Origin of the sequence: Xanthomonas sp. NCPPB 3582 (assembly GCF_041475735.2) — a bacterium.
GTDB lineage: Bacteria > Pseudomonadota > Gammaproteobacteria > Xanthomonadales > Xanthomonadaceae > Xanthomonas > Xanthomonas codiaei.
This window is the reverse complement of sequence record NZ_CM192968.1, coordinates 600,656-626,473: the sequence shown is the minus strand read 5'-3', so window position 1 is coordinate 626,473 and position 25,818 is coordinate 600,656. Positions and strand designations below refer to the sequence as shown.

17 protein-coding genes, 1 other RNA gene, 2 pseudogenes and 1 CRISPR repeat array are annotated in these 25,818 nt (G+C 64.4%); of the genes and pseudogenes, 13 read left to right on the top strand and 7 right to left on the bottom strand.

The features are described 5' to 3' along the window. The first annotated feature begins 35 nt into the window (after positions 1-35). Positions 36-1,910 (top strand): transcription termination factor Rho, encoded by a 1,875-nt coding sequence (rho, locus tag ACCQ05_RS02605; RefSeq protein WP_372392834.1) that lies wholly within the window; start codon positions 36-38, stop codon positions 1,908-1,910. A gap of 223 nt (positions 1,911-2,133) precedes the next feature. Here the strand turns inward: rho and aceK are convergent, their stop codons facing one another. Further along, positions 2,134-3,873, bottom strand: coding sequence for a bifunctional isocitrate dehydrogenase kinase/phosphatase (gene aceK, locus ACCQ05_RS02600; protein ID WP_372392833.1), 1,740 nt, complete (start codon positions 3,871-3,873; stop codon positions 2,134-2,136). Then, complete coding sequence (locus ACCQ05_RS02595; RefSeq protein ID WP_372392832.1) at positions 3,870-4,829, bottom strand: LysR substrate-binding domain-containing protein; 960 nt, start codon at positions 4,827-4,829, stop codon at positions 3,870-3,872. Before ACCQ05_RS02595 ends, aceK begins: the two co-directional genes overlap by 4 nt. Positions 4,830-4,932: 103 nt before the next feature. Here ACCQ05_RS02595 and ACCQ05_RS02590 point away from each other — a divergent pair, with 103 nt between their 5' ends. After that, complete coding sequence (locus ACCQ05_RS02590) at positions 4,933-5,172, top strand: hypothetical protein (protein WP_372392831.1); 240 nt, start codon at positions 4,933-4,935, stop codon at positions 5,170-5,172. Between the two features lie 77 nt (positions 5,173-5,249). Here ACCQ05_RS02590 and ACCQ05_RS02585 read toward each other — a convergent pair whose 3' ends face one another. After that, positions 5,250-7,481 (bottom strand): NADP-dependent isocitrate dehydrogenase, encoded by a 2,232-nt coding sequence (locus ACCQ05_RS02585; protein WP_372392830.1) that lies wholly within the window; start codon positions 7,479-7,481, stop codon positions 5,250-5,252. A gap of 200 nt (positions 7,482-7,681) precedes the next feature. Here ACCQ05_RS02585 and ACCQ05_RS02580 point away from each other — a divergent pair, with 200 nt between their 5' ends. The 11 genes and pseudogenes from ACCQ05_RS02580 (at position 7,682) to ACCQ05_RS02530 (ending at position 21,988) form a co-directional block, all read left to right on the top strand. Further along, entirely contained in the window at positions 7,682-9,412 is a 1,731-nt protein-coding gene (locus tag ACCQ05_RS02580) for an SWIM zinc finger family protein (protein WP_228964426.1), read from the top strand. A 199-nt stretch (positions 9,413-9,611) separates the two neighbouring features. Beyond that, on the top strand, positions 9,612-11,906 hold the full coding sequence (locus tag ACCQ05_RS02575) for a CRISPR-associated endonuclease Cas3'' (protein WP_372392829.1): 2,295 nt from the start codon (positions 9,612-9,614) through the stop codon (positions 11,904-11,906). Positions 11,907-11,991: 85 nt separating this feature from the next. Beyond that, positions 11,992-12,666: a type I-C CRISPR-associated protein Cas5c gene (gene cas5c / locus ACCQ05_RS02570; RefSeq protein WP_267475873.1), complete on the top strand. Its 675-nt coding sequence runs from the start codon at positions 11,992-11,994 to the stop codon at positions 12,664-12,666. After that, positions 12,663-13,130: pseudogene (locus ACCQ05_RS02565) on the top strand (type I-C CRISPR-associated protein Cas8c/Csd1); the annotation flags it as partial. The gene cas5c and the pseudogene ACCQ05_RS02565, both read left to right, overlap by 4 nt. 43 nt (positions 13,131-13,173) lie before the next feature. Beyond that, complete coding sequence (locus ACCQ05_RS02560) at positions 13,174-13,980, top strand: IS5 family transposase (RefSeq protein WP_372360436.1); 807 nt, start codon at positions 13,174-13,176, stop codon at positions 13,978-13,980. A 6-nt stretch (positions 13,981-13,986) separates the two neighbouring features. Then, positions 13,987-15,399, top strand: a pseudogene (cas8c, locus tag ACCQ05_RS02555) (type I-C CRISPR-associated protein Cas8c/Csd1); the annotation flags it as partial. Beyond that, positions 15,396-16,262, top strand: a complete 867-nt coding sequence (gene cas7c, locus ACCQ05_RS02550; RefSeq protein ID WP_228964424.1) for a type I-C CRISPR-associated protein Cas7/Csd2 — start codon at positions 15,396-15,398, stop codon at positions 16,260-16,262. The pseudogene cas8c and the gene cas7c, both read left to right, overlap by 4 nt. A gap of 19 nt (positions 16,263-16,281) precedes the next feature. Continuing rightward, complete coding sequence (gene cas4, locus ACCQ05_RS02545) at positions 16,282-16,914, top strand: CRISPR-associated protein Cas4 (protein ID WP_228964423.1); 633 nt, start codon at positions 16,282-16,284, stop codon at positions 16,912-16,914. A 2-nt stretch (positions 16,915-16,916) separates the two neighbouring features. Beyond that, positions 16,917-17,951 carry a type I-C CRISPR-associated endonuclease Cas1c gene (gene cas1c, locus ACCQ05_RS02540; protein WP_228964422.1) on the top strand — a complete coding sequence of 345 codons (1,035 nt, stop codon included), beginning with the start codon at positions 16,917-16,919 and terminating at the stop codon, positions 17,949-17,951. A gap of 15 nt (positions 17,952-17,966) precedes the next feature. Continuing rightward, on the top strand, positions 17,967-18,257 hold the full coding sequence (gene cas2, locus ACCQ05_RS02535; RefSeq protein WP_228964421.1) for a CRISPR-associated endonuclease Cas2: 291 nt from the start codon (positions 17,967-17,969) through the stop codon (positions 18,255-18,257). A gap of 186 nt (positions 18,258-18,443) precedes the next feature. Beyond that, positions 18,444-21,815: direct repeats of the CRISPR family, unit length 31 nt; unit sequence GTCGCGCCCTCACGGGCGCGTGGATTGAAAC. An 82-nt stretch (positions 21,816-21,897) separates the two neighbouring features. Further along, positions 21,898-21,988, top strand: a non-coding RNA gene (locus ACCQ05_RS02530) — sX9 sRNA. 466 nt (positions 21,989-22,454) lie between these two features. Here the strand turns inward: ACCQ05_RS02530 and ACCQ05_RS02525 are convergent. From ACCQ05_RS02525 to ACCQ05_RS02510, 4 genes are all read right to left on the bottom strand, one after another. Beyond that, the gene (locus tag ACCQ05_RS02525) at positions 22,455-23,015 is read right to left on the bottom strand and encodes a hypothetical protein (RefSeq protein ID WP_372392828.1); all 561 of its coding nucleotides are present in this window, start codon (positions 23,013-23,015) and stop codon (positions 22,455-22,457) included. Between the two features lie 114 nt (positions 23,016-23,129). Continuing rightward, the gene (locus ACCQ05_RS02520; protein ID WP_372392827.1) at positions 23,130-23,423 is read right to left on the bottom strand and encodes a LysM peptidoglycan-binding domain-containing protein; all 294 of its coding nucleotides are present in this window, start codon (positions 23,421-23,423) and stop codon (positions 23,130-23,132) included. Between the two features lie 97 nt (positions 23,424-23,520). Further along, positions 23,521-24,336: an NADPH-dependent 7-cyano-7-deazaguanine reductase QueF gene (gene queF, locus ACCQ05_RS02515; RefSeq protein WP_228964418.1), complete on the bottom strand. Its 816-nt coding sequence runs from the start codon at positions 24,334-24,336 to the stop codon at positions 23,521-23,523. Positions 24,337-24,505: 169 nt separating this feature from the next. After that, entirely contained in the window at positions 24,506-25,813 is a 1,308-nt protein-coding gene (locus tag ACCQ05_RS02510; protein ID WP_372392826.1) for a M20 family metallopeptidase, read from the bottom strand. Positions 25,814-25,818: the final 5 nt, after the last annotated feature.

Below are 25,818 nucleotides of genomic sequence, written 5' to 3'. Positions count from 1 at the left end.
GCTGGGCGCTCGCACCTTAGCGAGGAATCACGCACTTGTCCGATCAACCTTCCTCCGATACCGGGAGCAGCGTCGACGCTCCCGTCGAGAAGCGCGTGCGCAAGCCGCGCGCGAGCAAGACCGCCGTCGCCCATGACGATGCCGGCACGCAGCAACCCAATCTGCCCTTGCCCGCCAGCCCCGCACCCGACGCCCCCCGCGCCCCGCAGGCACCGTCGCACGCTGCCGAATCGGCACCGGCGCAGACGTCCGGCGATGGCGCGGCTGCCGGCAACAGCACGCCCAGCGCCCCCCAGGGCGGCGACAGCCAGGGCGAGCCGCGCGAGGGCGGCCAGTCGCAGCAGCAGCGCTTCAATCAGGCGCAGCAACAGCAGCACCAGAATCAGGCGCAGAGCCAGGGCCAGAACCAAGGTCAAGGTCAAGGTCAAGGTCAAGGTCAGCAGCAGGGTCAGGGCCAGAACGGCGGCCAGCATCAGCAGGGCCAGGGGCAGAACCAGCAGGGCAATCGCCGCGACCGTTTCCGCAACCGCCGCGACCGCGGTCCGCGCGACCGCTTCGGCAATGACGGCGGCGGCATGCCGTCCTCCGATGGCAGCAATGAGCCGTTCGTGGCGCGTCCGCATCCGGCCGTGCCGGAGGGCTTCCCGGTCTATTCGCTGAGCGACCTCAAGCGCATGCCGGCGCAGAAGCTGCTCGATATCGCCGACCAGCTCAACATCCAGGAAGGCGTGGCGCGCGCGCGCAAGCAGGACGTGATCTTTGCCCTGCTGAAGGTGCTGACCCGCCATGGCGAAGGCGTTGCCGCCGACGGCGTGCTGGAAATCCTGCCCGATGGTTTCGGTTTCCTGCGCGCTGCAGAAGCCAGCTACCTGGCCGGCCCGGACGATACCTATATCTCGCCCAGCCAGATCCGCCGCTTCAACCTGCGTACCGGCGATCACCTGTCCGGCCGCATCCGCTTCCCCAAGGACGGCGAGCGCTATTTCGCGCTGTCGATCGTGGACACCATCAACGGTGAGCCGCTGGAAGCCAGCAAGAACAAGGTGCTGTTCGAGAACCTGACCCCACTGTTCCCGCGTCGCCGCTTCCGCCTGGAACGTGGCGATGGGTCCACCGAGGACATCACCGGCCGCATCCTGGATCTGATGGCGCCGCAGGGCAAGGGCCAGCGTGCGCTGATCGTCTCACCGCCCAAGGCCGGCAAGACGATGATGATGCAGCAGGTGGCCACCGCCATCACCACCAATCATCCCGAAGTGCACATGATCGTGCTGCTGATCGACGAGCGCCCGGAAGAAGTGACCGAAATGCAGCGCACCGTGCGCGGCGAGGTCATCTCCTCCACGTTCGACGAGCCGGCTGCGCGCCACGTACAGGTCGCCGAGATGGTGATCGAGCGGGCCAAGCGCCTGGTCGAGCACAAGAAGGACGTGGTGATCCTGCTGGACTCGATCACCCGACTGGCGCGCGCCTACAACAACGTGGTGCCCAGCTCCGGCAAGGTGCTCACCGGTGGTGTGGACGCCAACGCCCTGCACCGCCCGAAGCGCTTCTTCGGCGCGGCGCGTAACGTGGAAGAAGGCGGCTCGCTGACCATCATCGCCACGGCGCTGGTGGAAACCGGCAGCAAGATGGACGAGGTGATCTACGAAGAGTTCAAGGGCACCGGCAACAGCGAAGTGCATCTGAACCGTCGCATCACCGAAAAGCGCGTGTATCCGGCGATCGACATCAACCGTTCGGGCACGCGCCGCGAAGATCTGTTGATCGAGCCGGAGCTGCTGCAGAAGATCTGGATCCTGCGCAAGCTGCTGCACCCGATGGACGAAATCGCCGCAATGGAATTCCTGCTGGACAAGATGAAGACCACCAAGTCCAACGACGAGTTCTTCAGTTCGATGAAGCGCTGATCCCAGCCTGCGGCACCGAAACGAAAAACCCTCGTGCTGCGGGGGTTTTTTTTGGGCGTGGTTCGAGGCGAGCAGACATCGTCGCTGCACTTGGCCGCATTATCGATGGGCGAGCCGCATCGCTGCCTGGAGGCTGGTTGAAATCGACCCTAACGACGGGTGACGCTATGGCCGCGACTGCTGCACCGCATGGCGACCGCGCTGCATGCTGTTTCCAGCATGCTCACGCCAGCCGCCGCGATTCTGCGTATGGCGGCGTATCGGGATAATCGTCCTCGCGCAGGCGCGCCTGCAGGTCGCGCCACCACTGCGGGTCGAACAGTTCCGGGTGGATATGCTTGACCGCCTCCAGTTGCGAGGGCGGCAGGCCCATGAACAAGGCGAAGCGCTCGGGAAAGACATCACGCGGGCCGACATGGAACCACGGTTCGGCCGCCATCTGTTCTTCGTAGGTGGTGGGTGTGGGCCAGTCGCGGAAGGTGCATTCGGTGATCAGGCACAGCTCGTCGTAGTCGTAGAACACCGCACGCTGGTGCCGGGTGATGCCGAAGTTCTTCAGCAGCATGTCGCCGGGAAAGATATTGTTGCGCGCCATGTCCTTGATCGCCTGGCCATAGTCCAGCGCCGCCGCATGCGCGGCTTCGGGCAGCTGCTCGCGCAGGTAGAGATTGAGCGGGCGCAGACGCCGTTGCACATAGCACAGCGCGATCAGCACATCCTCGCCATCTTCGCTCAGGCTCGTAGCGCAGCTGGTCTGCAGCTCTTCCAGCAACGCCGGCGAGAAGCGCGATTTGGGAAAGCGCAGGTAGCGGTACGGCTGCGCGTCGAGCAGGCGGCCGATGCGATCGAGCTGGAAGACCAGCTCGTATTTGCCCTCCACCTGCGCACGGCTCATGGTCTTGGGATAGGCGAAGCGGTCGCGGATGAGCTTGAACACCAGCGGGTAACTGGGCAGGGTGAACACCACCATGACCATGCCGGGCGTGCCATCGGCATGCACCAACTGCTCGGACGGCTGGGCCTGGAAATGGCTGAAGAACGTGCGATAGCGTTCGGTCTTGCCCTGCTTGGCGCGGCCCAGCATGGTGTACAACTCGTCCACCGGCTTGTGGGTCAACAGGCTGCGCAGGAACACCACAGCATCGCCGACAGTCGACAGGTCGGCTTGAAAATAGCTGCGCGAGTTGCTGAACAGTTGGGCGACATCACTGCGCTTGGTCAACACCGCTTCGGCACGCAAGCCAGCGGCGTCGTTGACCAGCGCGATCACGCACGGCGAGAAGCGATGTTCGCCGAACACGCGGCCGACCAGATAGGCGCGGCGTTCGCGGTAGAACACCGTCTCCAGCAATTCCACGCTGCGCACCGGGTGCTCGCCCCAGTGCGCAAGATCGTCGAGCAGGCGCACGGCAATGGCCGCCGCGCACCGCGTGCGGTGCGCATACGGCACGGCGAACGCGTAGTCGCCCAGCACCCGCACCAGCATGTCGGTCAACCGGCCGGGCGAGACCGCATAGGTGTGGCGCGCCACCGGCACGGTGATGGCGTCGGTGGGTTCGATATCCAGCGCAATGAATTCGATATCGGCATCCACGCCGTGGGTACCGAAGTAGCGCCGGGTCAGGGTGTTGTAGAAGGTCTTGTACAGCTCCTGATCGATCAACCCGACCAGCAGCGCAGCGTAGTGATTGCGCGCACGCATCCACAGCGCGCGATCGTGCGCCTGCCCCATCAGCACTGCACGCAGGCGCAGCATGCACTCGGTGATGTACTGGTCGTAGAGCGCGATGCGCGCCACCGCGTCCTCGCGCGCGCCGCTCCAGTCGCGCGTTTCGAAGCGCTGCCTGGCTCGGGCAGTGATTTCGGAGAAACGCGCGTGGTAATCCTCGAACGCTTCGTATACGGCGTGGGCGATCGCCAACGCGCGGCGTTCGGATTGCGGCGGCAAGGGTGACTGGCTCATGCCGGCAGTGTCCTGGAGCGCTTGCGGCGGAGTGTGGCGGGAGGTGCGGCCGGCGGCACGTCGGTCGCCTTTTGTGCGTGAGCGACATGTTCGCGCGCCTGCACCTGCAGCCACGCGCGGAACGCGAGAAAGCCGGCATGCGCAGCCGAGCGCGGCGGATACACCAGATAGTGCGACCAGCCGGTCTTGAGCCGCTGCGCGGACAACGCCACCAGCTGGCCGGACGCCAGCAGCAGGCGTGCGCGCGTCACCCGCCCCAGGGCGACGCCGACACCATCCAGCGCAGCGCGGTGATGCGCCTCGGAGTCGTCGAGCACCGCGGCATACCGCCGCGGCGCCTGCCCGCCGAATGCCGCAAACCAGCGCAGCCAGGCGTCGTCCGGGTCGCCCAGCAATGGCCAGTGCTGCAGCGGCGGTGCGTCAGCGCCGCCCATGCGCGCGATCAGGGCCGGGCTTGCCATCGGGACCAGCCATTCGTCGAACAGCGGCTCGGCGATGACGCCCGGCCATTGCCCGGCGCCGATGCGCATGGCGCCATCGACCTGCTGCTGGCGCTCGAAATCCACCAGCCGTTCGCTGGAAAACAGATTGATCTCGATGGTGGGGTGGTCGGCCAGAAAGCCGCCCAGCCGCGGCACCAGCCAGGTGGAGGCCATCGATGGAGTGATGCTGAGGGTGAGCATATCTTCGCGGCGCGGGCCGAACGGCTGAAACGCCTCGGCGATCGCATCCAGATGCGGTGCGATGCGCTCCAGCAGCTGCTGACCCTGCGGCGTGGCGGTGACGCCGCGCGCATGCCGCTGCAACAACGGATAGCCCAGGCACTGCTCGAGCGCACGCATCTGGTGGCTGAGCGCGCTGACGGTCAGATGCATCGCGGCGGCGGCGCGCGACAGGTTGCCCAGGCGCACGGCGCTGACGAAGCCTTGCAAAGCGTGAAGCGGCGGACGCGACATGGGCAGACCCTTGAATGAAATTCAACCCGACCTTGCAAAAGCCTCGCTTTTGCTGCCCCTAGCCTGCGCCCACTGTGGATTCCACTCAAGTGGAGGCAGGATCATGCGCATCTTTACCGACTTGCTGTTCCAGCACGGGCACATTGCCGACGTGGCGCTTGCGCGGCAGCTGGCCGAGCCGGAGGCCGTGGCGGACCCGGCAGTACCGCAGGCCGCGGAGGCCGCCGTCGCACCCGACGCAGGACACATCGACGCGGCGCAACGCGCCCGACGCGAGCAACGCGTGGCGCGCCGCACGCGCCGCCTGCTGCGCGCCATCACGGCGCTGTCGCCCTTCCGCTGAAACGGCAAGGCCCGCCTCTGGAGGAGGCGGGCCCTGGGTGTCGCTACGGTTCACGCACCGACAGGCGGTGCCGCCGATCAGGCCTTCAACGTTGCCAGGATGTCGTTGAAGGTCTTGCTCGGGCGCATCGCCTCGCTGACCTTGGCCAGGTCCGGGTGGTAGTAGCCACCGATCTCCACCGGCTTGCCCTGCGCACCGTTGAGCTCGCCCACGATGGTGGCTTCGTTCTCGGTCAGCGCCTTGGCCAGCGGTGCGAACTTGGCCTGCAACGCGGCGTCTTCGGTCTGGGCGGCCAGGGCCTGCGCCCAGTACATCGCCAGATAGAAATGGCTGCCGCGGTTGTCGAGTTCGCCCACCTTGCGCGCCGGCGACTTGTTGTTGTCCAGGAACTGGCCGTTGGCCACGTCCAGCGCCTTGGCCAGCACCGTGGCCGACGGATTGTCGTAGCGGTTGCCCAGGTGTTCTAGCGAGGCGGCCAGCGCCAGGAATTCGCCCAGCGAATCCCAGCGCAGGCAGTTCTCTTCGACGAACTGCTGCACGTGCTTGGGCGCCGAGCCGCCGGCGCCGGTTTCGAACAGGCCGCCGCCGGCCATCAGCGGCACGATGGAGAGCATCTTGGCGCTGGTGCCCAGCTCCATGATCGGGAACAGGTCGGTGAGGTAGTCGCGCAGCACGTTGCCGGTGACCGAGATGGTGTCCTGGCCCTTGCGGATGCGCTCCAGCGAGAACGTGGTGGCCTCCACCGGCGGCAGGATGCGGATGTCCAGGCCCTTGGTGTCGTGGTCCTTCAGATAGGTTTCGACCTTGGCGATGACCTGCACATCGTGTGCGCGGGCCTTGTCCAGCCAGAACACCGCCGGCGTCTGGCTCAGGCGTGCGCGCTCGACGGCGAGCTTGACCCAGTCCTGGATCGGCGCGTCCTTGACCTGGCACATGCGCCACAGGTCACCGGCTTCCACGGCATGTTCGAACACCGTCTTGCCGGTGCCGTCGGTGACCTTGACGGTACCGGCGGCAGACATCTGGAAGGTCTTGTCGTGCGAGCCGTATTCTTCGGCCTTCTGCGCCATCAGGCCCACATTCGGCACCGAACCCATGGTGGCCGGGTCGAACGCACCATGCGCCTTGCAGTCGTCGATCACCGCCTGGTACACGCCGGCATAGCAACGGTCGGGGATCACGGCCTTGGTGTCCTGCAGTTTGCCTTGCGCATTCCACATCTGGCCGGAGTCGCGAATCATCGCCGGCATCGATGCATCGACGATCACGTCGCTGGGCACGTGCAGATTGGTGATGCCCTTGTCGGAGTTCACCATCGCCAGGCCCGGGCGCTGTGCGTATTCGGCCTGGATATCGGCCTTGATCTGCGCCTGCACATCGTCCGGCAGCGTGCCGATGCGTGCGTACAGATCGCCGATGCCGTTGTTGGGATCGAAACCGACCGACTTGAGCGCATCGGCATGCTTGCCCAGCGTGTCCTTGTAGAACTCACCGACCACCACGCCGAACAGCACCGGATCGGACACCTTCATCATGGTGGCCTTCAGATGCACCGAGAACAGTACGTCCTTGGCCTTGGCATCGGCGATCTGCGCATCGATGAAGCTGGCCAGCGCGCGCTTGCTCAGCACGGCGGCATCGACGATTTCGCCAGCCTTGACCGCGACCTTGTCCTTCAACACCGTGCTGCTGCCATCGGCAGCAACGAACTCGATCTTCAGCGCGCCGGCATCGGCGATGGTGGTGGACTGTTCGCTGCCGAAGAAATCGCCGGCGTCCATGTGCGCCACATGCGACTTGGAGTCGCTGCTCCACTTGCCCATGCGGTGCGGGTGCTTGCGGGCATAGTTCTTGACCGACAGCGGTGCGCGGCGATCGGAATTGCCTTCGCGCAGCACCGGGTTCACTGCACTGCCCTTGACCTTGTCGTAGCGCGCCTTGATGTCCTTTTCCGCTGCATCCTTGGGTTCGTCCGGATATGCCGGCAGCGCGTAGCCCTGGCCCTGCAGTTCCTTGATGGCCGCCTTGAGCTGCGGCACCGAGGCGCTGATGTTGGGCAGCTTGATGATGTTGGCTTCCGGCGTGGTGGCCAGCTCGCCCAGTTCGGCCAGGTCGTCGGCGATCTTCTGGGTGTCGTTCAGATGCTCGGGAAACAGCGCCAGAATGCGCCCTGCCAGCGAGATATCGCGCGTTTCGACCACGATGCCGGCGGTATCGGTATAGGCATCGATGATCGGCAGCAGCGACTGCGTGGCCAGGAAGGGAGCTTCGTCGGTGAGCGTGTAGAGGATCTTGGGTGTCTTGGACATGGGCGCGAGCGACCTCGGGGGAAAGGAAACAGCCAGCCACGGTCCGGCAGGACAGGTGGCAGGCGGCATCGGGCTGCACCGGGATAACCCCGATGCGTCGGGCCGCAGATTGTCGCGTGTCTGCCGTGTTCTGGCAAAAGTCCGTTTTCCCCAGCGCCCACGGGTTCTCGGCACGCGTCGATTTTCGGCACACTAGCGGCATGGCGACCGTATTCTCTGCCTCCCATCTCGACCAGGCTTACCTGCTGCGCATCACCACACCCACCTATTACGCACGCGGCTTGGCCTACGCCGATCAGGAGCGGGTGACGCTGGAAACAGTGGAATCCATGCGCGTCAGCGCGCAGGTCAGCGGCAGCGAGGAGTACACCGTGGAGCTGGACTGGCGCGATGGTGCGTTGCATGGACGGTGCGATTGTCCCATCGGTCAGTGCGGGGAGTTCTGCAAACATCAGGTTGCAGTTGCAATCATCTGGTCCCGCACCACCGCCACCGCTCCGACTCCTTCTCCCAAACGCGGTAAGCGCGGCGCTGCCGCTGCCGCCGCCCCGGACAGCGCCTCGCCCGAGCAGACGCTACGGCAGTGGTTGTCTACACAGACACAGCAAGCCTTGCAGGCGCTGATCCTGGAGCTTGCCGACAACGACATCCAGTTGCGCAAGCGCCTGCTGAGCCAGGCGCAATTGGCTGTGGCACCGCTGCAGCAATGGCGCAAGGCGATCTACACCCTGCTGGGTCGCAAGCGCTTCATGGACTGGAGCGCCACCATCGCCTACAGCAAGCAACTGGCGGCATTGCCGTCGCTGCTGGAACAGGCGCGGCAGCGCGATCCGGTGGCGGCGCTGGATCTGCACGAGTACGCGTTCACGCGGCTGCTGACGATTTACGAAGACGTCGACGACTCACGCGGCGATCTGGGTGCGCGCCTGCGTGCCCTGGGCCATGCGCATCTGCAGGCCGCACAGGCGGCTGGCACCGACACCCTGTGTGAGCGCCTGCTCGCACTGCGGATGCTCGACCAATGGGACCTGCTGCGGCCATTGTCGGACTACGCCCCTCTGCTGAGCCCGGCAGACATCGGCCGTCTTCAACATGCGGCGCTGAAAGTGCTGCAGCACGAAGACAGCGACCACACAAAGCGCCTGTTGGCCGCGCAACTGCTCGAAGACACCGCACGGTGCGGCGGCAACGTGGATGCCATGCTGGAGGCGTTTGCCCGCACCTGCACCAGCGGCTGGGAGCATCTGGAGATGGCGCGACGCTGCAGCGAGCACGGACGCGAGCGCCAGGCACTGGATTGGCTGGAGCGCGGCGTCAAGCGCGCCCCGCAGGACGATCGCCTGCTGTCCGCATTGGCCGCGGCCTATTTGCGCGAAGGGTTCCCCGAGGATGCACTGGACCTGCGCTGGAAGGCGTACCTGCTCAGCCCTCAGGAAGACACCTACCTGGCACTACGAGAGGCCGCGCTGCTGCTGGGCGCATGGGACCCGTGGCGCGAACGCGCACTGCAGGCGCTGGAAACCACGTCGGTACCGCGCTTCGTGCATGCGCGGGCACACGACATCCGTGTCCGCTTGCTGATCGCCGAGCAGCAGAACCAGCGCGCGCTGGCAATGGCACTGGCGGCAGACCCGGCAGCCACGCTTCCGCTGGGCACCTGGGAAGACTTGCTGCCGCTTGCCGAAACCTGCGATCCGGACGCCGCGGTGCGGATCTGCCGGATCATGATCGATGCCCACATCGGCCAGACCAAGCGCCATGGTTATCTGCAGGCAATCGAGCTGCTCACGGTGCTCAAGCGCCTGTATCGCCTTCAGCTCGGCGGCGACGGCCAGGCCGCATTCGACGCCGAACTTGCACGCCTTCGCCAGGACTACCGTCCCAAGCGCATGCTGATGGAGTTGTTGGACGAGGCATTTCCGAGGGGTTAGGGTCGGGACGGGCGGCAATGCTAGATTGGCAAGGGTGAAACGCAACACAGCGGAAAAAAACTGGATACATGGGTATATGCACTGCATGCTCCGCCAACGGAACATGTCGATGACATCGGGGACGCGCTGCCTTGCCGGCGTCCGTAACCGCTGGCGGTAGGCTACTTATGTGCACGAGAACCGCAGGGAAAGAAACGTCATGGAGTTCTTTGCACATTCGGCCAGCCAGGCAGATCGCAGCGACTGGCAACCGCTGGCCGAGCATCTGCTCGCTGTGGGCGAATGCGCCGCTGAATATGCGGCGCCGTTTGGAGGCCAGGCACTTGCCCATGCAGCAGGGCAGTTGCACGATCTGGGTAAGTACACGCATCGGTTCCAGCGCCGGCTGGCTGGCGATCCTGCGCGTGTCGACCACGCAACCTGGGGCGCCTGTATTGCACGCGAGCGTTACGGGTCCCTCGGCACCCTGATCGCCTACGCAATCGCCGGCCATCACACGGGGCTACCGGACGGCAGGTCTGGCTACGCAGCGCAATCGCGCCCCTCGCTGTACGAGCGCCTATCCGAAGACTACCGCGAGCGGGAACTACCCCCGCTGCTGTCGGAATGGGGGCGGGAACTGGCCCTGCCGGACAGGCTGGGGTTGCCGGAAGGCTTCAGCGGCCACCCACGCCAGGAGCGCCGGCCGTTCCAGCTCACCGTTCTGGCCCGAATGATCTTCTCCTGCCTGGTCGATGCCGATTTCACCGACACCGATGACTTCTACCGTCGCCTCGAAGGTCGCCCCTCACGTGCGGAGGCGGCGGGTACGCGTCCAGCGCTGGCACAGTTGCGGCAGCGTCTGGATGCGCATCTTGCAAACCTGCCCACCGAAGGCGGCATCAATCCCTTGCGCGCCCGGATCCTGCGCGATATCCGCGCCAAAGCAGGCATGCGCCCGGGCCTGTTCTCGCTCACCGTACCCACCGGCGGCGGCAAGACGCTGGCTTCACTGGCATTCGCCCTGGACCATGCCATCGCACATGGGTTGCGCCGGGTGATCTATGTGATCCCCTTCACCAGCATCGTCGAACAGACGGTGCAGGTATTCCGGCAAGCATTGGGCGTACAGGAGCGCGACGACGTTGTACTGGAGCACCACAGCGCCTTCTTCGACGATCCGACCAAGGCGCCGCAGTCCATCGACAAGCGTAAATTGGCCATGGAGAACTGGGACGCGCCGATCGTCGTCACCACCGCAGTGCAGTTCTTCGAGAGCCTGTTCGCCGACCGCCCTTCGCGCTGCCGCAAGCTGCACAACATCGCCGGCAGCGTGGTGATTCTGGACGAAGCACAGACCCTGCCGCACGCATTGTTGCGCCCGTGCGTGGCGCTGCTGGACGAACTGGCGCGTAACTACCGGGTCAGTCCGATATTGTGCACTGCCACGCAACCCACCCTGTGCCTGGACCAGGGCTTCGCTGGGGGACTGGAAAATGTGCGAGAACTGGTGGACGACCCAGCGACGCTGTATGCACAGCTACGACGCGTCCAAGTGCGCCACGTCGGCACGCTCGACGACGCTGCACTGACCGACCACCTCCGGCAACGCGAACAGGTGCTGTGCATCGTCAACAATCGCCGCCACGCCCGGCATCTGTTCGATGCGATCGGCGACCGACCTGGTGCACGGCACTTGACCACGCTGATGCACGCGCGCCACCGCGGCGCGGTGCTGGCCGAACTGCGCGAAGACCTGAAAGCAGGCCGGCCATGCCGACTGGTCGCCACCAGTCTGATAGAGGCCGGGGTGGACGTGGACTTCCCGGCCGTGCTGCGCGCCGAAGCCGGCCTGGATTCCATCGCCCAGGCTGCTGGCCGCTGCAACCGCGAAGGCCGGCGGCACGTAGATGCCTGCGAAGTACAGGTGTTCGCGCCGGCCAATCCCGACTGGGCGCCGCCGAAGGAAATGGACCTGTTTGCCGAGGTCTTCCGTGGCGTCGAGCGCACCCACCGCGACGACTTGCTGGCGATGACGGCGGTGACCGACTATTTCGCTGCGCTCTATCGTCGCCTGGGCGACGGAAGGCTAGACCGCGAGGACGTGCTCGGCCTGCTGCGCGATGCCGACATCAGGGGTTTGCCATTGGACACCCTGGCACGCAAATTCAAAATGATCCAGACCACCACGCGGCCGCTGATCGTACCGTATGCACCCTATGCCGCAGGCAGCGATAGAGAGGTGCCTGAGGTCGCCGACACCCTGCGCCAGCTCGAAAACGCGGAACAAGGTGGCGTGGCCGGCGCCGCCCGTCGCCTGCAGCCGTGGCTGGTGCAGGTGCCCGAGCAGGCCTACCGCGCGCTGTGGCAGGCCAATGCCATCACCCCAGTCGCACAGGCGCGCTATGGTGAACAGTTCGTGAGGCTCATCAATCCAAGACTGTACGACCCGCGGTTTGGGCTGCGCTGGGACGACAGCCCGCAGTTCCTGGCGACCGAGGCGCTGGTCCAGTGAGCTAGGCGACCCTCACTCAAATCTCAACATTTGAGATATCAATCAGGCAGGTTAGACCGTGTAACGCCAGATAGGGGAAGCAAGGATGAGTTACGGAGTAAAGCTCCATGTCTGGGGCGAGCGGGCGCTATTCACGCGCCCGGAAATGAAGGTGGAACGCGTCTCTTACGACATCATCACGCCATCGGCGGCGCGCGGCATCCTGGAGGCGATCCACTGGAAACCGGCGATCCGCTGGGTGGTGGACAGCATCCAGGTGCTCAAGCCGATTCGTTTCGAGTCGATCCGCCGCAATGAAGTGGGCGGCAAGCTGTCTGCGGCCAGCGTGAGCAAGGCGATCAAGGGCGGGCGCACCGATACGCTGGTGAGTTATGTCGAAGAGGACCGCCAACAACGCGCCGCCACGCTCCTGCGCGAAGTGGGTTACGTGATCGCTGCACACTTCGAGTTGACCGACAAGGCCGGCGCTGACGACAACGTCGGCAAGCACCTGGATATCTTTAACCGCCGTGCGCGGCGCGGGCAGTGCTTCCAGGCGCCGTGCCTGGGGACGCGCGAATTCCCGGCCAGCTTCGCGCTGATTGAAAGCGATGCTCAGATGCCATCCACCGACCCGGCGCTGGTCGGCGAGCGCGACCTGGGCTGGATGCTGCACGACATCGACTTCGCGGACGGCATGACCCCGCGCTTTTTCCGTGCACATATGGTCGATGGCCGGGTCGAGGTGCCAGCGCCGGAAAACGGCGGGGGGCGCGCATGATCCTGTCCGCACTTGCCGACTACTACCAGCGGCTGCTGGACGATCCCGCCTCGGGCATCGCCGCACCCGGCTACAGCCAGGAGAAAATCGGCTACGTCATCGTGCTGGCCACCGACGGCAGCGTCGTGGCCGTGGAGGATGAGAATGTCTATAACGGCAAGAAGCGAATCGCCAAGATACTGAGCGTGCCGCAGCCGGAAAAGCGCACCGTCGCGGTCAAGTCCAATTTCCTTTGGGACAAGACGAGCTATGCGCTCGGCGTCAGCGCCAGCAGCAAACGCTGCGAGCAGGAACATGCAGCGTTCCAGGCACTGCACCGAAGCGCGTTGGCAGGCAGCGACGACCCTGGCCTGCGGGCGCTTCTGGCGTTCCTCGACACGTGGTCGCCCGCGCAATTTTCCGATCACCCGCAGTTCGCCCGGCACAGCGAAGCACTGCTGGATGCCAACCTGGTGTTCCGCCTAGAGCGTGTTATGAACTTGAGGCTTTCGCGGCTATCGTAAGCGGATGAAGCCGCCACGCCCTTATCCGACCGACGTTTCCGATGAAGAATGGGCCTTCGCTGCACCCTACTTGACGCTGATGGATCCACAGGCACCGCAGCGCAAGTATGACCTGCGCTTGATGTTCAACGCGTTGCGCTGGATGGCGCGTGCTGGAGCGCCCTGGCGCTTGATTCCCCACGAGTTTCCGCCGTGGGAGGCGGTCTACCAGCAAACCCAACGGTGGTTGCAGGCCGGCTGCTTTGAGGCCATGGTCAACGACTTGCGTTCGATCTTGCGAGTGGCGCAAGGCAAGCAGGGGCAGCCCAGTGCTGTGATCCTGGATGGCCGAACGGTGCAGTCCACATGCGAAAGCGGACCACGTGCCGGCTACGACGGCTACAAGCGCAAGAAGGGCAGCAAGGTGCACATGGCGGTGGACACGCTCGGCCACCTGCTGGCAGTGCAGGTCACCCCAGCCAACGAGCAGGAACGCGCCCAGGTGCGATCGCTGGCGCAGGAAGTTCAGTATGTCACCGGCGAGACGGTGAAACTGGCGTTCGTCGATCAAGGCTACACCGGCGAAGGGCCGGCCGAAGCTGCGCTGGAGGAAGGCATCGAGCTGCACGTCGTCAAACTGCCGGAGGCCAAGAAAGGCTTTGTATTGCTACCGCGCCGCTGGGTCGTAGAGCGCAGTTTCGGTTGGGTCAATCGGTTCCGACGCCTGGCCCGTGATTACGAACGCCTACCGGAAACCCTGGCCGGACTCCACTTCGTCGTCTTCTCCATCCTCATGCTTGGAAATGCCGCGTCTCTATTTCAAAGTTCATAACACGCTCTAGACGGCGACACCGACTATCTGCACCGCCGCGCCGCAGCGCGCGCGGCATGGGAGCGACTGCAAGGCCAAGGCGCCGACGGCGCGCCCGGCATCTGCCTGGTCAGCGGCGAACGTGCACCGCTGGCGCGACTGCATCCGGCGATCAAGGGCATCAACGGTGGACAGCCTGCAGGAATGTCCATCGTTTCCTTCAACGACGATGCCTATATTTCATATCGTGGTTCATTGCAAAGAATCAGATCCACAAAGAAAGAAAACAATAGCGGCGCCAACGCGCCAATCTCCGAACAAGCCACCTTCGCCTACACCACTGCGCTCAACCACTTGCTGCGTCGCGACCCGCGCAACCGGCAGCGGCTGCAGATTGGCGACAGCACGGTGGTGTTCTGGGCGCAGGCCAAGACGACCGCGCAGGCAGAGGGCGCGGAAGATCTGGTCGCCGATTTCCTGCGCGGTGGTGAAACAGAAGACCCTGGCATTGTCGACGGCCAGGCCACCCAGCGCCTGCAACTGGCGCTGGAGCAGGTGCGGCAGATGCGGCCACTGCAAGAGATGGATGCCACGCTGGATGACGACGCTCACATCTTCGTCCTGGGCCTGGCGCCCAACGCCTCGCGCCTGTCGATCCGCTTCTGGGAAACCCAGACGCTGGCCGGCTTCGCTCGGCGCCTGGCTGACCACTATCGTGATCTCACCCTGCAGCCATCGGCCTGGAAGCGCCCGCCCACCCCGGCATTCCTCGCCCTGCAGAGCGCCCCGATCTACGGCGAGCACGGTAAGCCCAAGGCCGAGGACGTCTCGCCGCTGCTGGCCGGCGAACTCACCCGCGCCATCCTCGCCGGCACCCGCTATCCGCGCAGCCTGCTCGGCGGCATCGTCATGCGCTTCCGCGCCGATGGACAGGTCAGCCCGCTGCGCGTGGCCTTGTGCCGGGCCGTACTGGCACGCGAGGCACGTCTGGACACGCAACAAGGACTGTCATCCACCAACGGAGAACCCCCCGTGAGTCTCGATACCGGTAATACCGACCCCGGCTACCTGCTGGGCCGGCTGTTCTCATCGCTGGAAAACCTGCAACGCGCCGCATTGGGCGGGCATGTCAACGCCACCATCCGCGACCGTTACTACGGCGCCGCCTCTGCGACCCCGGCCAGCATCTTCCCGGTGCTGTTGCGCAGTGCGCAGAACCACTTCGGCAAGCTGCGCAAGGACAAGGCCGGCCTGGCGGTGAACCTGGAAAAAGAAGTCGGCCAGATCATCGACGCGCTTCCCGCCAGTTTCCCGCGCAGCCTGCCCATCCATGAGCAAGGCCGTTTCGCCATCGGCTACTACCACCAGACCCAGGCGCGCTTCGCCCGCAACAACGGCCAGGACGCCCCCGACACCGCTTCCGAAGGAGAACCCGCATGAGCGCCATCACCCACCGCTATGAATTCGTCTATCTCTTCGACGTAACCAACGGTAACCCCAATGGCGACCCCGACGCCGGCAACCTGCCGCGGCTGGACCCGGAAACCAACCGCGGCCTGGTCACCGACGTGGCGCTCAAGCGCAAGATCCGCAACTACGTAGCGCTGGAGAAAGACAACGCGCCGGGTTACACGATCTACATGCAGGAGAAATCGGTACTGAATAACCAGCACAAGCAGGCCTACACCGCGCTTGGCATCGAGCATGAAGCCAAAAAGCTGCCCAAGGACGGCGACAAGGCGCGCGAATTGACCGCATGGATGTGTAAGAACTTCTTCGACGTACGCACCTTCGGCGCGGTGATGACCACCGAGGTCAATACCGGCCAGGTACGTGGCCCGGTGCAACTGGCCTTCGCCACCTCGGTCGAACCGGTGTTGCCACTGGAAGTGTCGATTACCCGCGTGGCGGTAACCAACGAGAAGGACCTGGAGAAGGAGCGCACCATGGGCCGCAAGCACATCCTGCCCTACGGCCTGTACCGCGCCCACGGCTTCGTCTCGGCCAAGCTGGCCGAGCGCACCGGTTTCTCCCAGGAAGACCTGCAACTGCTGTGGCGCGCGTTGACCAATCTGTTCGAGCACGACCGCTCCGCCGCACGCGGCGAGATGTCCGCACGCAAACTGATCGTATTCGAACACGAACACCCCATGGGCAACGCACCGGCGCATGTGCTCTTCGACAAGGTCAAGGTCGAGCGCGTTGACGATGCGGACCAGGGACCGGCACGCAGCTTTTCCGATTACCGGGTGGTGATCGACCGCACGCTTCCTGCCGGCGTCAGCGTGACAGTAGTATTCTGACGATCAGGAGAGCGGGGCCATGGACGACGAAGACCTGATCCCGCTCTCTGCCCTGCAGCACTACTTGTACTGCCCGCGTCAATGCGCCCTGATCCATGTGGAGCGGCAATGGGCAGAGAACAGGCAGACCGCAGAAGGCAGGTTGCTGCACGAGCGCGCGGATGCACCGCAGTCGCAGCGCAGACACGGAGTCCGCACGGTCACCGCGATGCCGCTCCTGGCGTTGGAACTGGGTATCACCGGCAAGGCCGATGTGGTCGAATTTCATCACGACTCCGCGGGAGAGTTCGCGTTTCCGGTGGAGTACAAGCGGGGGCGACCAAAGGCACACCGAGCAGACGAAGTGCAGTTGTGCGCACAGGGATTGTGCCTGGAAAACATGCTCGGCCGCTCGGTGCCGGCAGGCGCGCTGTTCTACGGGCAGACACGCCGCCGCAAGGATGTCATCTTCGATGCGGCACTTCGCGAGCTGACCCATCGCACCATCACCGACACCCGCGTACTGCTGTCCGGTGGCATGACTCCCAGTGCGCGATACGACGCCAAACGCTGTGATGCGTGCTCATTGATCGACCTGTGCCAGCCACGACTGCTCGGGCGTAGCAACGTCGAGGACTGGCTGCGTCGGCAACTCAAGGTCGAGGAGGACTGACGATGCGCCGACAGCTCAACACGCTTTATGTCACAACCGACGGCAGCTGGTTACGCAAGGACGGTGCCAACATCGTCCTCGAGGTGGATCGGCAGGAACGCACCCGTTTACCCGTTCATATGCTGGAGAGCATCGTCTGCATCGGACGCGTCGCCCTCTCGCCTCAGTTACTGGGTTTCTGTGCCGAACAAGGCATCAGCATGTGCTACCTGACTTCGCAAGGACGCTTTCTTGCGCGAGTCGAGGGGCCGGTCTCGGGCAACGTCCTGTTACGTCGCGAGCAATACAGGTGCAGCGACGATCCCCCGCGTTGCGCGGCCATTGTCCGTCACCTGCTGGCGGGCAAGATCTACAACCAGCGCGCGGTACTGGCGCGCGGTTGGCGCGATCACAGCGACCGCCTCACCGACATTCCCGCTTTTCAGCACGCCCTCAAACGGCTCAAGCGCATTCCACATCGGTTGCTCAGCGAAACCAGCGTGGAGGTGTTGCGCGGCCTGGAGGGTGAAGCCGCACAGTCCTATTTCGGCGTGTTCGGCCAGCTCGTCCGCAGCGAAGCTCCCCTCCTACGCTTTGGCGGACGCAATCGTCGCCCGCCGCGCGATGCCTTCAACGCCCTGCTCTCGTTTCTCTACACTTTACTGACCCACGATTGCCGCTCTGCCCTTGAGACGGTTGGTCTGGACCCAGCAGTCGGGTTTCTTCATCGCGACCGACCAGGACGTCCAAGCCTGGCTCTGGACTTGGCGGAGGAATTCAGGCCCCTAATCGGCGAGCGCCTGGCATTGTCGCTGATCAATCGCCGACAATTGAACGAGCGCGACTTCCAGGTCTTCGACAATGGTGCGGTTCTTCTTAAAGACGATGCACGCAAGGTCGTACTGATCGCCTACCAAGAGCGCAAACGCGAACAGATCCAGCATGCATTCCTGGGAGAGAAGGTCGACATCGGCCTGTTGCCGTTCGTACAGGCACAGCTGCTGGCGAGGTATCTGCGTGGGGATCTGGATGGCTACCCCGCATTCTTCTGGAAATGAGACGACTTTGTCGCCATGATGATCTTGGTCAGTTACGACGTCAGTACAAGCTCGCCCGGCGGCGAGAAGCGCCTGCGCAAGGTCGCCAAGGCTTGCCGCGACCTCGGTCAACGCGTGCAGTTTTCCGTATTCGAAATAGAACTGGAACCAGCGCAGTGGACGCAATTGCGCCAGCGCCTGTGTGATCTGATCGATCCTGCGCTGGATAGCTTGCGCTTCTACCACCTTGGCGCGAAATGGGAAACGCGCATCGAGCACGTTGGGGCAAAGCCCAGTCTGGACCTGAAAGGCCCACTGATCTTCTGACGCGAACCCCAAGCTGCCTGCAGACACCCAGCAGGTTCGCACCACGCGCAAGCCATTGATTATCAATCAAAAAAAGAATGTCTAGCGGACTTGTAGGTTTGCGCTGCCGCTTTTTTTGCGTCTTTTCAACAGGCTCGCGGGATTGCCGACATTTCAGCAATGTCGGCAAGCACTTATGCTAGCCAAGTCGCGCCCTCACGGGCGCGTGGATTGAAACAGATCATGAGTTCCGTTGTCGCGGTTCGTTCGTGTCGCGCCCTCACGGGCGCGTGGATTGAAACCTACATCATCCGTCGCGTGCTGACGGTCGGGATGGTCGCGCCCTCACGGGCGCGTGGATTGAAACATGGTGATCCTCGGTGGCTATGCGGTTCGGTGGCGTCGCGCCCTCACGGGCGCGTGGATTGAAACTCGGGATCGCCCGCGAAGTCGGCGTCGCGGGTGGGTCGCGCCCTCACGGGCGCGTGGATTGAAACTGATCTCGCTTGCCGACCAGGCAAACGACGACGGGTCGCGCCCTCACGGGCGCGTGGATTGAAACAGGCTGTTGCCGGCCGAGCGTTGGAGCAGGCCGATGTCGCGCCCTCACGGGCGCGTGGATTGAAACGTGAATACCAGCGCCGGCACGGGCTGGATGCCAACGTCGCGCCCTCACGGGCGCGTGGATTGAAACAACACCAGCACCGTCTACACCGTCACGCCGAGGGCGTCGCGCCCTCACGGGCGCGTGGATTGAAACAAACCGGTTGCTGCCTCGATCTCCTCCATGCTGCAGTCGCGCCCTCACGGGCGCGTGGATTGAAACTGGAGCAAGCCCAATAAATTCCGGGCCGAGCGCTGTCGCGCCCTCACGGGCGCGTGGATTGAAACTGGCCGTCACCGCCGAGGTCGTGGGTGACCAGCTGGTCGCGCCCTCACGGGCGCGTGGATTGAAACACGCATGCCATCCCGATCACGAAGGCGCACCCACGTCGCGCCCTCACGGGCGCGTGGATTGAAACGCGCCCACGAGCTGGCACGCAAAGCGATCGCACGTCGCGCCCTCACGGGCGCGTGGATTGAAACCCATTGCCGGCGTGATGTTTTACGGCGGACTTGCGTCGCGCCCTCACGGGCGCGTGGATTGAAACACATGGTTACTTACGTTTGTCTTAGTTGTACCTGGTCGCGCCCTCACGGGCGCGTGGATTGAAACGCGAAGACGTACACGCTGGCATTGCAGCGATCGGATGTCGCGCCCTCACGGGCGCGTGGATTGAAACACCAGGGCGGCGGCGCAAGTCGCGGCCGAATAACAAGTCGCGCCCTCACGGGCGCGTGGATTGAAACTTTAGTTCGCCCTCGGCCGCCTCGACTTCCTTGAAGTCGCGCCCTCACGGGCGCGTGGATTGAAACACCAGGAACGCGGCCACCTGCAGCGCACCGGCCGTCGCGCCCTCACGGGCGCGTGGATTGAAACGCCGTTGGCGGCGATGCTGAAACAGGTGGCTGTCTCGTCGCGCCCTCACGGGCGCGTGGATTGAAACATTTCGCGCCTTGTCCGGCTTGTGCCACTCGCGAATGTCGCGCCCTCACGGGCGCGTGGATTGAAACAAGCACTCGGAGTTCTCGCGCGCCACGTGCGCAGCAGTCGCGCCCTCACGGGCGCGTGGATTGAAACAATCGCAAGACCGCCGACAACCGTTTCTTCGCGGTCGCGCCCTCACGGGCGCGTGGATTGAAACAAGCTGAAGGCAAAGCGTTGAGTTCTACACAACGTGTCGCGCCCTCACGGGCGCGTGGATTGAAACACCAGGAACGCGGCCACCTGCAGCGCACCGGCCGTCGCGCCCTCACGGGCGCGTGGATTGAAACGCCGTTGGCGGCGATGCTGAAACAGGTGGCTGTCTCGTCGCGCCCTCACGGGCGCGTGGATTGAAACATTTCGCGCCTTGTCCGGCTTGTGCCACTCGCGAATGTCGCGCCCTCACGGGCGCGTGGATTGAAACAAGCACTCGGAGTTCTCGCGCGCCACGTGCGCAGCAGTCGCGCCCTCACGGGCGCGTGGATTGAAACAATCGCAAGACCGCCGACAACCGTTTCTTCGCGGTCGCGCCCTCACGGGCGCGTGGATTGAAACAAGCTGAAGGCAAAGCGTTGAGTTCTACACAACGTGTCGCGCCCTCACGGGCGCGTGGATTGAAACTCGACCATGATCATCGTCGTGCCGGCGGCAGCGTGGTCGCGCCCTCACGGGCGCGTGGATTGAAACCAGATACGCAACCATTCAGCGTCAGCATCGCAACCGTCGCGCCCTCACGGGCGCGTGGATTGAAACCCGTTGAACGGGTCTGCGTTGTGGGTGCCGAGTTGTCGCGCCCTCACGGGCGCGTGGATTGAAACTTTTTCCGGCTCCGCGTGCATGATCAGGTATCGCGTCGCGCCCTCACGGGCGCGTGGATTGAAACCCATGAATCTGCGCGGAGCGATCCCGTAAGACATGGTCGCGCCCTCACGGGCGCGTGGATTGAAACATGGTTATTTGACCCTCATTGAAAGGCCAGAAATAGTCGCGCCCTCACGGGCGCGTGGATTGAAACGACTACGAGCAGCCGCTGCTGGAGGAGATCTACGGTCGCGCCCTCACGGGCGCGTGGATTGAAACCGATACACCCTCGCTCTAGCGCTGGGCAAAACGCGTCGCGCCCTCACGGGCGCGTGGATTGAAACTCGTTCTGCATCGTTCCAGATGAGCTAAAGCCGGGTCGCGCCCTCACGGGCGCGTGGATTGAAACTGGATATCACCCTGGACGCAAACCGGCAGTTCACGTCGCGCCCTCACGGGCGCGTGGATTGAAACTACGGAACGGTTCGCCTCGTCGATGTTGACGACTTGTCGCGCCCTCACGGGCGCGTGGATTGAAACAAGTTCACGAACAGCTTGTCGCGGTTCGTCTGCTCGTCGCGCCCTCACGGGCGCGTGGATTGAAACTGGCAAGAAGAGTACCGACGCGACGTGCCGCCAGGTCGCGCCCTCACGGGCGCGTGGATTGAAACACGACTGATCCGCTCCAGGCACCATCATTCGTCAGTCGCGCCCTCACGGGCGCGTGGATTGAAACTTGGCCAACACGCGGCGTGCCACGATCTTGCTGGTCGCGCCCTCACGGGCGCGTGGATTGAAACACGAACGACGTGTTCCCCTACATCGGCGCGCGGGTCGCGCCCTCACGGGCGCGTGGATTGAAACGTTACAGATCTGGTCGCAGGCAAGCGACCCGTACTGGTCGCGCCCTCACGGGCGCGTGGATTGAAACAACTTCGTCTACGAGCAGTTTCACCAGGTGCCGAGTCGCGCCCTCACGGGCGCGTGGATTGAAACACTGCAACGCGCCTTGCACGCGTCCTGGCTGATGCGTCGCGCCCTCACGGGCGCGTGGATTGACACTTGCTTGGCACCTTCAACCTGCCCGACAGCATCCGTCGCGCCCTCGCGGGCGCGTGGATTGAAACATCACCGAGCACTCGGACGCGAGCAACCAGCGCACGTCGCGCCCTCACGGGCGCGTGGATTGAAACCTCGCAAGAAAGGACGACTAAGAGCAGCTAGCAAAACTACTGCGCGGCCGCCAGGCGGGCGCGGTCGGTGCTCGGAATCGGCATGTACCACGCGTACACTGCGGTTCCTCCCACTGCGGTTCCTCCGCGCCGTCCGCACCCACCTGACGACCGCTCGCTACGTTTTGTTAGCTGCTCTAAGCAAACCCGTTTGAGTCGCGCCCTCACGGGCGCGTGGATTGAAATTCTGCGTACCGAGCGGACATGGTGGGTGTGGTCCAGTTGCGTCCTCGCGGGCCCGTTGATTGAAACTCGCTGCAGGCGCCGTTCCGACACTTGCAAAAAGTCGCGACATCGCGGCCGTGAATCGAAAAATTATGACCAGAGCGCATGTCTGGGCCCCTAACGTCGCGCCCTAACGAATGCGCCGACTGAAACCGGATCAGTGTCAGTGCTAGTTGAGTGCAAGCGGCCAGGACGGCAGCGGGCCGCATGAACGGCGCTGCGCTGCTCAGCAGCGCAGCGCTTGGATCTAAACAGCCGAGGAGCGTGATAAGGAAGACCCCGGCGTGTCAGATTCACCTTGGCGATCCGACGGAAAATGGATCGAATTTCCTTCCTTCGGCGTCGATAAACGTCATAACCAGCCGATGCAGTCGCTTACTTGACCGTAATGGTCTGCGGCGTGCCTGCAGGCTTGCCGTCCACCATCACCTGCGCGGTGTAGGTGCCGGCCGGCCAGCCATCGGGCTTGCTGAAGCGCATGTTGGTGGTTTCGGCGCCGCTGGTGGTCAGCGTGGCGCTCTGCTCGCCGGCCACCTGCCCATCTTGATAGGTGAGCTTGGCCGAGATCGGCACATTGCTTGCGCTGCCCTCGGTCTTGACCGACACGATGATGGTGTCCTTGCTGCCGACGCTCGCCGACGGCGTCACCGTCTTGTCCGCAGCGGCAACCGTGCCGACCGCGACGCTGGACACCGTGACGCTGGTGCCGGCCATTGCCGCAGCATCGGTGCTGGCAGCGCCAGTGGCGGTGCCCTGCGCAGCCTGATCGCTGGCCGGCGGTGTGGCCGCCGGGCCCGGCATGGCGTCGGTGGCCGCGCCAGAGGTCGGATCCTTGGCGACATTGGCGTCGTCGTTGGCTTCCTTGCGGCAACCCGACAAGGCAAGGACACCCGCCAAGGCGAGAACCAGGGTGCTGGAAACGGCTTTGGTACGCATGGATCGATCTCCGGATGGCGAATGGATCAAACGGGTGAGTGAGGTCTCAGGCATCGCGCCGATGTGTCGGTACGCGTGTCGTATGTCGGTACGCGTGTCTACGGTGAGGTGCGCCTACGCTTTCGGCGGCAAATGCAGCACCTGGCCGGGAAAGATCTTGTCCGGGTTCTGCAAGGTGTCGCGGTTGGCTTCGAAGATGCGCGGCCACAGCGCGCCATCGCCGAGATGGCGCTTGGCGATCTTGGACAGGCTGTCGCCTGCCTGCACGGTGACGGTTTCACCGACCAGTTGCGCGGTGCTTTGCACGCTGGAGCGCACGTTGGAAAAATCCGCCGCGGGCGCGACATCGGCGGTGCTGTCGACCGAGGCGGTGACGTTGGAGAAATCGGCTTTCTTGTCGGCACTCATTGCGGCAGCCCTGTGCAGATGGTGCAGGCAGGGTGCGCGGCACGCCGTTAAGCATGGATCGCGCCGTCGTGAAGCCGGCGCGATCACGCAGCTGCGATTACTGGCGCAGATCGCGGAAGATCGACAGCGGCATGGGCACGCCGGGCGAGCTGCGCAGCGGGTTGATGTCCAGCCCGCCGCGGCGGGTGTAGCGCGCCTCGACCAACAGCCACTCGGGCGCACATCGCTGCATGACGTCGTTGAAGATGCGCTCCACGCACTGCTCGTGGAATTCGGCATGGTCGCGGAAACTCACCAGATAGCGCAGCAGACCTTCGCGGTCGATCGGCGCGCCGCGATAACGCACGCTCACGCTGGCCCAATCCGGCTGGCCGGTGACCGGACAGTTGGATTTGAGCAATGCCGAGGTCAGCACTTCTTCCACCGCCGGCTGGGCGAGTGCGTGCAGATATGCGGCGTTGGGCGGGCCGTAGTCGTCGATGCTGACGTCCAGCGCATCGATGGAGTCGCCCTCGCCCACCGCATCGATCGGCGGCAGACCGAATTCCACCATGACATCCGCGCCGGCGCGCGTGGACAGGTCGGTGGCGATGCGTGTGCGCACGGCCTCGGCGCTGTTGAAGCGGGTGGCATTGAGCGAATTCAGATACAGCTTGAGCGACTTGGATTCGATCAGCGACGGCGAGTCGCAGGGCACGTGCAAGGTGGCGGTGGCCACGCAGGGTTTGCCCTGCGCATCGAGCCAGCTCAGCTCGTAGGCATGCCAACGGTCACGCCCGATGAAGGGCAGCGCGCCGGTCAACCCGATCGCCTCGCGCCCGGCGGCACGCGGAATCGGAAACAGCAGCGACGGGTCGTAGCCGCTGGGATAGGCGACCTCACGACCGAGAGTGGAATCTTCTGGGGTATTCATGCTGCCATTTTAGGCCGCCCGGGCTGGCCGTGAGGTGTATGGCGATGCGGACACACGGACGAAACGGCAACGCGGCTTTTTTTGCAACGCCAGACCTGCCCACCTGCCATTGAAGAGGAGATCCGCCCAGCCGCAGGCGAATCCCCACTCCCCAATCCCGACTCCCAACTCACCCCTGCTGCAGATAATCCAGCGACACCTGCAACAACGCGCGCAAGCCCACATCCAGTGAGGACTCGTCCAGCAGGAACTGCGGCGAGTGGTTGCTGGGCGCGGTCGCCGGGTCGATGCCCTTGGCAGTGGAGCCGACGAAGAAGAACATCGACGGCACCTGCTGGGCATAGAACGAGAAGTCTTCCGCGCCCATCTGCAACGGCGGCTCGTAGACATTGTCGGCACCCACCACCGCCTGCAGGCTGGGCAGCATCCTGGCGGTCAGGGCCGGGTCGTTGACGGTGGCCGGATTGCCGTCCTGGTCGGGCACCTTCGCATCCACCTTGGCACCATGTGCGGCAGCGGTGTGCTCGGCCACGTTCTTCAGGTCGGCAAAGATCTGCTGGCGCATGCCTTCGTCGAAGGTGCGGATGGTGCCGACCATTTCCACGTCGTCGGGGATGATGTTGTAGCGGATGCCGCCCTTGATCGCACCGAAGCTGAGCACCGCCGGCTGCTTGGACAGGTTGGCGCGGCGGCTGATCACCGTCTGCGCGGTGGAGATCATGTCGGCGCTGGCCACGATCGGGTCGATGCCGTTCCACGGCGCCGAGCCATGGGTCTGGCGGCCGATCATCTTGATCGCAAACCGATCCGAGGCCGCCATCAGCGGGCCGCTGCGCACCGCGATCTTGCCGGCCTGCACGCTGGAGAACACATGCAGGCCGAACACCGCCTGTGGCTTGAAGTCGGCGAACAGGCCTTCCTTCAGCATCAGCGAGGCACCGCCTTCCTCGTTGCCCGGCGCGCCTTCTTCGGAGGGTTGGAAGATCAGCATCACCTCGCCCGGCAGCTGCTCGCGCATACCGACCAGCGCTTCGGCCACGCCGAGCAGGATGGCGGTGTGGGCGTCGTGGCCGCAGGCGTGCATCACCCCGACCTGCTCGCCACGGTATTCGGCGGTGGCCTTGGAGGCGAACGGCAGCCCGGTTTGCTCTTTCACCGGCAGCGCGTCCATGTCCGCGCGCAGGGCGATCTTCGGGCCGGGCTTGCCGCCCTTGATGATGGCCACAACGCCGTGATGGGCGATGCCGGTACGCGGCTTGAGGCCCAGCTTGCGCAGCTGCGCGGCCACCGTGGCGGCGGTGCGCTCTTCGCGGTTGGACAGTTCCGGATGCTGGTGGAAGTCGCGGCGCCACTGCACCACCTTGGGCTGCAGCGTGGCGGCGACGGTGGCGACCTCGGGGCGCGGCGCGGTCTGCGCGGCGGCGAGCATGGGCAGGGCGAGCAACAGCGCGCCGGACAGCAGGCAGGAGTGGCGCATCAACA

Excerpts from the sequence above, each read along its gene's own strand:
- aceK (WP_372392833.1), bottom strand. The coding sequence starts at position 3,873 with ATGAGCCAGTCACCCTTGCCGCCGCAATCCGAACGCCGCGCGTTGGCG.
- ACCQ05_RS02595 (WP_372392832.1), bottom strand. The coding sequence starts at position 4,829 with ATGTCGCGTCCGCCGCTTCACGCTTTGCAAGGCTTCGTCAGCGCCGTG.
- ACCQ05_RS02590 (WP_372392831.1), top strand. The coding sequence starts at position 4,933 with ATGCGCATCTTTACCGACTTGCTGTTCCAGCACGGGCACATTGCCGAC.
- ACCQ05_RS02585 (WP_372392830.1), bottom strand. The coding sequence starts at position 7,481 with ATGTCCAAGACACCCAAGATCCTCTACACGCTCACCGACGAAGCTCCC.
- ACCQ05_RS02580 (WP_228964426.1), top strand. The coding sequence starts at position 7,682 with ATGGCGACCGTATTCTCTGCCTCCCATCTCGACCAGGCTTACCTGCTG.
- ACCQ05_RS02575 (WP_372392829.1), top strand. The coding sequence starts at position 9,612 with ATGGAGTTCTTTGCACATTCGGCCAGCCAGGCAGATCGCAGCGACTGG.
- cas5c (WP_267475873.1), top strand. The coding sequence starts at position 11,992 with ATGAGTTACGGAGTAAAGCTCCATGTCTGGGGCGAGCGGGCGCTATTC.
- ACCQ05_RS02560 (WP_372360436.1), top strand. The coding sequence starts at position 13,174 with ATGAAGCCGCCACGCCCTTATCCGACCGACGTTTCCGATGAAGAATGG.
- cas7c (WP_228964424.1), top strand. The coding sequence starts at position 15,396 with ATGAGCGCCATCACCCACCGCTATGAATTCGTCTATCTCTTCGACGTA.
- cas4 (WP_228964423.1), top strand. The coding sequence starts at position 16,282 with ATGGACGACGAAGACCTGATCCCGCTCTCTGCCCTGCAGCACTACTTG.
- cas1c (WP_228964422.1), top strand. The coding sequence starts at position 16,917 with ATGCGCCGACAGCTCAACACGCTTTATGTCACAACCGACGGCAGCTGG.
- cas2 (WP_228964421.1), top strand. The coding sequence starts at position 17,967 with ATGATGATCTTGGTCAGTTACGACGTCAGTACAAGCTCGCCCGGCGGC.
- ACCQ05_RS02525 (WP_372392828.1), bottom strand. The coding sequence starts at position 23,015 with ATGCGTACCAAAGCCGTTTCCAGCACCCTGGTTCTCGCCTTGGCGGGT.
- ACCQ05_RS02520 (WP_372392827.1), bottom strand. The coding sequence starts at position 23,423 with ATGAGTGCCGACAAGAAAGCCGATTTCTCCAACGTCACCGCCTCGGTC.
- queF (WP_228964418.1), bottom strand. The coding sequence starts at position 24,336 with ATGAATACCCCAGAAGATTCCACTCTCGGTCGTGAGGTCGCCTATCCC.
- ACCQ05_RS02510 (WP_372392826.1), bottom strand. The coding sequence starts at position 25,813 with ATGCGCCACTCCTGCCTGCTGTCCGGCGCGCTGTTGCTCGCCCTGCCC.